This window comes from Pseudomonadota bacterium, from assembly GCA_018823135.1.
Lineage (GTDB): Bacteria > Desulfobacterota > Desulfobulbia > Desulfobulbales > CALZHT01 > JAHJJF01.
Window position 1 is genome coordinate 21,043 of sequence record JAHJJF010000046.1, and the last position, 8,095, is coordinate 29,137.

Sequence of the window (8,095 nt, forward strand, 5' to 3'; positions counted from 1 at the left end):
GCGTGAAGCACTCTCAATCCTTATTCAAAGGTTTTCATGAAAGGGAAAAAAGCAAATTATTCTAAACACCATCTCTTGTCAACACAGACCCTGAACTACTTGAAGTTATTCAATGACCATATTGCATCAAGCATCCCAATAATCCTATCAGTTAACAAAATACTCAAACAATTTAATTGGTCGACCGGTTTCCTCAGAAGTATTGCAAAACAAATGAGCCTCTGTTAAAAATATCCTTGATTTTGGATGGCAAGATAAAATGCTAAAAATAACAAAATTCAAGCATGTTATATCGAGTCAGGAAACTTCATGAAAAACCATTCAGTAACCCTGATTATATCGCCGCTGCTGATTCCCAAGATAAGTTTTCAGTGATTCAGATTTAAAATGTTTTCCGGAGGCCCTAGATGAGTAAGCAGACCGATCACCAATCCCAGCTTGTAAACAGGTTTGAAACACTCATCAAAATGAAGGATCTTCAACTTGAAGGTTTGAAAAAAATTGCTGTCACCCTTGCTGAAATCGAAGACGAAAATGCTTTTATTCACTCCGTTCTGCCCATCATTAAAAAGGTCATGAACATAAAAAATGACCTTTCCATCTTCGTCAAGATGGATGACGATGTTTTAAGCGTTTCAAAAATGAAAGAACCAATTCTGAGCGAAACGCACCAGTACCTTCTGAAAAACTATAAATTCAGAAAAAATGTCGTTGTTGTCAGCGATCCTCCAACCAGCGCCGATTCACCACCGACCTGTTCGTTTATCAATCAAAAAGATGATGCATGCGCCTTTTCGCCGATTTTTCATGAACAGGCTGACATCGGTTTTCTGGCCTTTCCTTTTCCCAGAAAAAGGAAACTGAATAAAGACGAAAAAACTTTTCTGAAATATATCGGTGAGACCCTGGGTGTTTTTTTCAGCAGCACCAAGCTGAACAAAGAACTCTCAATCGCCAAGGAACAATTGGAAAAAAACTTCAATGAACTCTTTACGGTCTATGCAGTTTCAAGCGCTGTAAGCGGCAGCATGGGCACAAAATCAGTTCTTGAAAGCGCCTTGAACTCCCTGTTTGATCAAGCCACCCTCAATATCGAAAAAAAGGGGCTCATTTTCCTGTATAACGAAACTACCGACCGGCTGGAGCTTAGTCATTATAAGGGCATCCAGGAATCAATTGTCGAGCAGGAGAAAAACATTCCTCTCGGACATTGCCTCTGCGGTCTTGCGGCCCAAAACCGCGAAATAATAATTTCAACAAATTGTTTTACCGATAAAAGACACCACGCAAATTATCCTGAAATGTCCGCCCACGGTCATATTATTCTGCCCCTGGAGGCTGAAGGAAAATTTCTTGGTGTCATGTGCTTGTATCTTCCACCTGAAACAACCCCCTCTCAAAACCAGATCAGCATGCTCACCAGCATTTCAAACCAGATATCCATTGCGCTTGTAAACGCTCAGTTATACGAAGAAATAAAACATCTCTCATTGCATGATTCTTTGACAGGACTCGCCAATCGCAAACTACTGCATAACCGTCTTGAGGACGAAGTAAGCCGCTCCAATCGCTATGGAGATCCTCTCTCCGTTGCTATGGTCGATCTTGATAACTTCAAGCTGTTCAATGATGAATTCGGACATGTTGCAGGAGATGAGCTGCTCAAACAATTGGCCTCTATCATGCGCGAACAGGTCAGGCATTGTGACCTCGTTGCCAGATATGGCGGCGAGGAATTCACGATCATCATGCCGCAGACCAATCTGGATCAGGCGATTATCCCCCTGGAAAGACTGAGGGAACGGGTCAGCAATCATCCCTTTATAATCAATAAGGACCCTGGCAATCCAAAACATACCACCATCAGCATCGGTGTCTGCAATACTGCCTGCCATGAATCATTCTTGCCGAACTTTCTTCTGGAAGAGGCGGACAAGGCGCTTTATAAAGCAAAAAACGCTGGGAAAAACAGAGTGATGGCCTGCCAGGATCCCATGGACGCCGCATGAAAACCCGCTTCAAATCAAACTCCGGGCCTCAAGTAATTGTGTCAGAGATCTCACAACCCAGCTTGATGTAAAAAACAGACAACGCACTCAACCGCCGGTACAACTTCCAACAATGATACGCTTGTTCGTTGCCATAGATCTGCCGGATTTTATCAGGGAACAGCTTGGCATTTTATATTATGGACTTCCCGGAGCAAAATGGATTGAAAAGGATCAGCTCCACCTGACTATTAGATTTATCGGAGAAGTGGACGGCGCAACATTTAAAGATATCAGCAACACATTAACAAATATAACTACGCAAGCTTTTCCCATGCATCTTGAAAGTATAGGGTTTTTCCCGCCACGAAAAACTCCAAGAGTTCTCTGGGCCGGAACAGGAAACAACCCCAGTCTTATGCATCTCAGAAATAAAATAGAAACTACCCTTGTGCGAGCAGGTATTGAACCCGAGCAAAGAAAATTTTCCCCGCACATAACATTGGCAAGGCTTAAAGACACACCGATACAACGTCTCGGCAATTTTCTGGCAGGCAACAGTTTATTTAGAACGGAAGAGTTTCAGGTGGAAGAATTCCACCTTTATTCGAGCAAACTTACATCCAAGGGAGCACTCCATTCTATTGAGAACACTTATCCCTTATCTGTGGTAAAACAATAAACCATGGCCCTTCAGATTATTTAAGTACGGAGAGAATGCCTTGAGCATCACCTTTCACTTGAGGATGCTGATCCCGGCCATAAAGTCTTCTGGCTTTGTAGGTCACCTCTTCATTGAGATAATTTTTCAACTCAGCAAGGTCTACCTTCCCGTCTTCATTGCCGAAGCCTTTGTTGTCAGCCTTGCCGGTCACTCCCTCAATAAAATGACGGGTAAAGAGACCGTGCCGGGCATTTTCATCCCAGGAAGCAATCTCAGATATGTCGGCTGCCGTGATGATCGTCGCACCGGGAACAACTGCTTTAGTGTTCAAAACTTTAAGTGAGATTGAAGAGGCATTGGTAACCACCGTGCCGCTGGACGAACTTCCGGAAAAACATGCGTCAAGTACCACGGTTAATTTTCGGGTAGATAACTTTGCAAGATTTGCATAAAATGTTTCAAGGGGATAGCCGTTGAGCTCGACCTTCATGGGATCGGAATCCACCGGCAGCAGAAAACTGCTGCCATCCTTCAGACTCGGAGCGCCATGCCCAGAATAGAAGATAAACACGTCCGACTTGTCTTCACGAATCCAGTCCGATAATTTCCCTTTGGGATTTGAAGCGGTCCCGAAGGTCGCGACAAAATCAGCCTGTGTGGCATCTTTCATCAGCATGACATTCCCTTCCCGATAGCCCAGGGTTTCCGTAACATATTTATACATCGCATCCGCATCATTATGCGCGTAATCCACATCCGGGACGTTTTTGGCTGCCTGCTTGTAATTCTTGTTGCCGATAATAACCGCCACGGCCAACCGATTCTCTTCCGTTGCTTTTGGAAAATTAAAAGAGAGGGTTGATGCAAGATTCTGACTGGTTTCGCGTGGCTTGTCTGTAGCCGCCACCACAATCTCATCCTGAGAATAATCCCGGTTATCAAGCACTGATTTCACCTTGAGCTTTTGATAGGCGGTCATTGCTTGCTGTTTCACCCTGCGGTTACTTTCCCGGGATGCAACTTCATTTAAGCCATCCAGAAAGAGGGGATGAGTATATCCGTACTTGAGCATCTGTTTTATTGCATTTGACCGGACTCTGTAATTGGGATCGCTAATCATTGCTACAGCGAGCCCGGCAACGGTTTTATTTGCTGGGGCAATCTGGATGAGTGAGTAGACGGCATAGGTGCGGACATTGGGGTGTTGGTCATGAGCCGCAGCATTGATCAAGGCGTCCACCGCATCATTTGCTCTTTCCCCCATCATCCCAAGATTTTTTACCGCTTTCAGGCGAGTATTGGCGTTGCTGTGGCTTAAATCCTTGATATATCTGTAATTAGGGGTCTCGGGGATCTGCGTTGCAACATGCATTGTCTGGATATTTGCGGATTTGCCGGCACAAGCATTAAAAATCACAGCAGCGGCAAGGAGTACCAATAAAAATAAAACCCGCCTAATAGAAAAATATTTACGCATACCAGTTATAGAAAACATGACCTTTCTCCCAATATAATCCCAAACAAAAATTAAGACGACGACCTGAAGCTTATTCTCATAGTATAGTACTAAAACGCTTTAAATCAAAAAAAATTCTGCTTAATATTCATAATCCGGTTTGCAGACGCCAATATTTCAGACCAGACGCGGATCTCGGCTCCAGTTTGCGGAGATCTGCAGCCACTCCCTTGATCGCACTGACAATGTCTTCTACCACGGTTTGCTTGGTGGCATAATATGAATGAAATTCCGGGACACTCCAAGGAGTTACTTCAACACCGGTGGCGTCAATTACATCGATACCAAGAAGGGGTGTCACCGGAAGTCCCAGTCTAGACGCACTGTTTATCTTTGTGGAAAAATTAAGCGCCGCATCGTTATCGGATGTATAAATGGTCCACCCCTTTGCCAGAGCAATGACCTCCGGGGCAACCTGCTCCTGGAAAAGCTGGGCATCAAAATCCGGAGCCGCAAGAATGACAGTTGCAAATAATGGTTTGATGATTTTCCCACGCTTTAGGGCAATTCGGTTCAGCGCCCCGATCAACCCCTGATTTCCCATGCTGTGCGCTACAAGATGCACCCGTTTGGGCCCTACCTTTTCAAGAACATCCGTGAGAAATTCATCAATATGGGCGGCGCTCCAGGTCGCATCCTCACGGTCGGACATATACGAATAGAGCTTTCCGTCCGATGGCCAGGAAAACATCAAAGGAAGGCCGGTGAACTCGAAATCATAAGCAATCTGAGCGGTTCGCTTGGCGGCTTCTGAAAACTTTACGTTAAATCCGTGAATAAAGACCACCGCATCATTGTCCCATCCATCAGACTTTGCATCGGGATTGATTTTGCTACGCAACAACTTGAAAAAATCAGCCCGGTCAATAGGTTCAACGCTTTTCAATCGTATATGCTGCTTAGGGTCTTCGAGGAATTTCAGCCCCAGAAAAGCAGACTCAATGGCACCTTTTTTATGATTGGCAGGAATTGACACGACGCATTTACCGTAACTGATCTTTCCAACCTTGGAACGCTTACCGCTGAAAAACATATCGGGATCTTTATCTCCGGTGGCAAACCTGTTGGTCCCATAATATATTTCCTGGGTATACTCACCCGCTGGTTTATCGGCCGCAACCGGGGCAAGCGATGTCTCAAGCCGCCGGATTGAAGTATCATTCTTTCCCTGGATTTGAGAAGCGGTAAATGATTGCATATTGCCGATTACCGGAGTTGTATCAACATAGTTTGCGATGGCACTGACACGACTGAGATCATCCACAGGCAATGCGACATTATATTTCTCGCAGATCACGGCAAGTATCTCAAAGGCCTTAAGTCGGTCCACTCCTAAATCGCTGATCAAATCAACTTCCGGAGTAATTTTTTCAGCCTCCATACCGAGATAACTGGCAATAATCGTTCTGATTTCCGTAAAGTGTTCGCTTCTGGTTTCATCAACTTCATTCTCTTTCGATCTCCCTTGATCCGCAGTTGGGTCCGGTGAACAAATATTTTTAAACGCCTCTGAAGAACAGGCAAACCTTTCAATACGAATTATATCCGATTTGTCTCTCAGCAACCTTGCAAAATCCTCGGGTTCTCCCGGCTCAAACAAATGAATACGCAGATAAACACCCTGAGCGGAAATTTTGCCCAGTTGACTGAGTATTTCTGCGCTGGATTCGTCACTCCCCGCTGTAAAAACTATAATATCGCTGCCCTCTGTCCGGCCTGTCTCGGTAATTAATTCCAGGGCTTTTGACAACCCTGCAGACAAAGAGGCCTCGTTGTTATCCGCGGTTAAACGTAAAAGAGTCGGAATGAATTCTCTCTTCTCGTCACCTGAACGAAAAACCAGGCTTGCCTTGTTTGAAAAAGTAACAAGGGAAAATATATCCTCACCCACTTCTTTATTTTCCGACTCATCGAACATGGCCTTGATTCGTTTTTTTGCGATATCAATGGGTGTGTCAACACCTTCACCGCAGGTCTCGCTCATTGCCCGGGATACATCCACGGCAAAGACCCTGTGCGCGGCCTGGGACAATGGGGCCGTGACAAGAACGGCAACGAGCAACAAGAGGATAAAAACAACTACCCGTTTCATTTCAGGTCATCTCCAAGAAGCAACATGCCGGTACAAAAACAAAATTTCTGCACCGGCATGAGGTAATTTATCTGATTAAATATACTGCTTATTCAACTACACCCTGCTCCTGCATCTGTTTCCAGAAATCAGCCGCTTTCTCGGCCTGGGCCTTTGCTACTTCGTCAGCAGCATCCTTGGCCTTTTGCTCAGCATCCTTCTGTTTGGCTCGTGCAGTGTTCTTGTAGGTATCATCTATCGCACTGCGAGGCACCTTGCCCAGGACAAATGCCTGCCAGCCTACACCTGTAGTTGTCTGCCATTTCTCCATATACCAGCTTTTCATTTTAACGCTGCTGGCCATGTTGACCGCTAATTGTTTTTCAAACTCTCTGGCACTGGCAGTAGGATCAACCACACTGCTCTCAAGGCCGAAACTCACGGCGGCTTTTTCGAATTTATCCTTTACCAGGGTGCCCATATATTTAACAACGCTTTCCATGGCATTACGCCGAGCATCTTCCCTGGCGCCTTTCTCGGATGCAAAACGGTCAGATACACCGACAAACGACATGACATCTCCCTCTGTATCCGGCTCTTCCATGGTCCAGGCCGGACGCTCAGCCTGGGAGCTCCAAATAAGTTTTTCCTGCGCGCTTTCATCAGGAATGCCCACCGGCCCACTCTCCTGGGAAGCACATCCTGAAAGTACTGTAATAGCTATCAGACCAAGCAATGCGATCATCTTTTTCATCATAGAACTCCTCCTTATTTTTACACTTTTTCTCTTTGGAACCTGCGCCTATATTTCAAAAAAATACTCAAAAAACATGTTATTACAAGCAATATCATCTTCGGGGTACGGTTGTGACAATCGTCTTGGCCTCACCATAGGACACACCGGACTGATTGCCATAGGCCCTCAATAATCCCAAAATCACATCCATTTTATCGGATAACAGGGTAAGTCCGTTTTCAAGCTCCATGCCGGATAATTTCGGAAGCGGCTTTGTCAGGGCAAAAGCCCAGAGCTTCTCTATCCCGAAAGGTCCCTGGATCAAGAACTCAAAAGGGTCCGAGGCAGCAGGAACTTCCATATAATTTCCGGCCTTAAAAAATCCGTTGCCTGAATATTTGTTCGGCAGTATCTGAATCAGATTATGTTCAGCATCCTCATAAATAAGCAAGACAAAAGCATCCCTGTTGGAGCTGACAAAATAGGAAATCGTGTCCCCTTCCTGATATGTCTGGCCGTCACCGAGATGTGAAGTCACAACCAGTTTAACGGCACTTGCGCTATCAACCGAAGGCGGAAGAGTATCCGCAAGGTCGGGGATGAGTTCAAGGGTTACGGGGATGGTGTTGCGGTCAATGATTGCTGAAGATGCGCCCTTAAGGATGTCCGTTCCGGCTTCCTTAAGAAACATTTCAACCCATACTTCCATGCCCTGCACCGTGTATGTCACTTCAAGAGCTACCTGGGCGCCGTCGATCATCGCCTGCATAGCCGGAGTACCCAAAGCAGGTGTTTTTTCATTCATCCCGATGCCGCGAGTCTTGATGGCCTGCTCGACAACCGCAGTATTTCTTTTGATCGGCTCAACAACAATGAGACCCTCAATCTTGGTCAGATTCTGCCGTATCACCTGTTGCAACTGAAGCCCGAAGGAACTGCCCTGCCTGCTGTCCGCATATGTAACAGGCCCCATTAACAACTTCTGCTCATCCAGGGCGGCAAGTGCCGGCCCCCCGAAAAGGGCTTTGACCGCATCCCCTGTGGCGCCTTGCATATCCTTCTGGGAATTGATCAGCGTCACCCTGTTTTCCACTCTGGAAATTGCATCCACTATTACCCG

Annotated in this window: 6 protein-coding genes; 2 read left to right on the plus strand and 4 right to left on the minus strand. The window is 45.8% G+C overall.

Going from position 1 to position 8,095, the window contains the following annotated elements; genetic code table 11:
- Nucleotides 1-407: 407 nt before the first annotated feature.
- A complete protein-coding gene (locus KKE17_04250; protein MBU1709197.1) occupies nt 408-2,009 on the plus strand; it encodes a sensor domain-containing diguanylate cyclase in 1,602 nt (533 codons plus the stop codon).
- 112 nt (nt 2,010-2,121) lie between these two features.
- Complete coding sequence (thpR, locus tag KKE17_04255) at nt 2,122-2,670, plus strand: RNA 2',3'-cyclic phosphodiesterase (GenBank protein ID MBU1709198.1); 549 nt, start codon at nt 2,122-2,124, stop codon at nt 2,668-2,670.
- Nucleotides 2,671-2,686: 16 nt separating this feature from the next.
- On the opposite strand, the gene KKE17_04260 is transcribed toward thpR, so the two are convergent.
- The 4 genes from KKE17_04260 to KKE17_04275 all read right to left on the minus strand — a co-directional run.
- A complete protein-coding gene (locus KKE17_04260; GenBank protein MBU1709199.1) occupies nt 2,687-4,147 on the minus strand; it encodes a caspase family protein in 1,461 nt (486 codons plus the stop codon).
- A gap of 109 nt (nt 4,148-4,256) precedes the next feature.
- Nucleotides 4,257-6,260 carry an alpha/beta fold hydrolase gene (locus KKE17_04265; GenBank protein ID MBU1709200.1) on the minus strand — a complete coding sequence of 668 codons (2,004 nt, stop codon included), beginning with the start codon at nt 6,258-6,260 and terminating at the stop codon, nt 4,257-4,259.
- Between the two features lie 88 nt (nt 6,261-6,348).
- Nucleotides 6,349-6,996 (minus strand): hypothetical protein, encoded by a 648-nt coding sequence (locus KKE17_04270; protein MBU1709201.1) that lies wholly within the window; start codon nt 6,994-6,996, stop codon nt 6,349-6,351.
- A gap of 91 nt (nt 6,997-7,087) precedes the next feature.
- The coding region (locus KKE17_04275; GenBank protein ID MBU1709202.1) for a DUF4384 domain-containing protein at nt 7,088-8,095 on the minus strand (1,008 nt) is incomplete at its 5' end.

Excerpts from the sequence above, each read along its gene's own strand:
- KKE17_04250 (MBU1709197.1), top strand. The coding sequence starts at position 408 with ATGAGTAAGCAGACCGATCACCAATCCCAGCTTGTAAACAGGTTTGAA.
- thpR (MBU1709198.1), top strand. The coding sequence starts at position 2,122 with ATGATACGCTTGTTCGTTGCCATAGATCTGCCGGATTTTATCAGGGAA.
- KKE17_04260 (MBU1709199.1), bottom strand. The coding sequence starts at position 4,147 with ATGTTTTCTATAACTGGTATGCGTAAATATTTTTCTATTAGGCGGGTT.
- KKE17_04265 (MBU1709200.1), bottom strand. The coding sequence starts at position 6,260 with ATGAAACGGGTAGTTGTTTTTATCCTCTTGTTGCTCGTTGCCGTTCTT.
- KKE17_04270 (MBU1709201.1), bottom strand. The coding sequence starts at position 6,996 with ATGATGAAAAAGATGATCGCATTGCTTGGTCTGATAGCTATTACAGTA.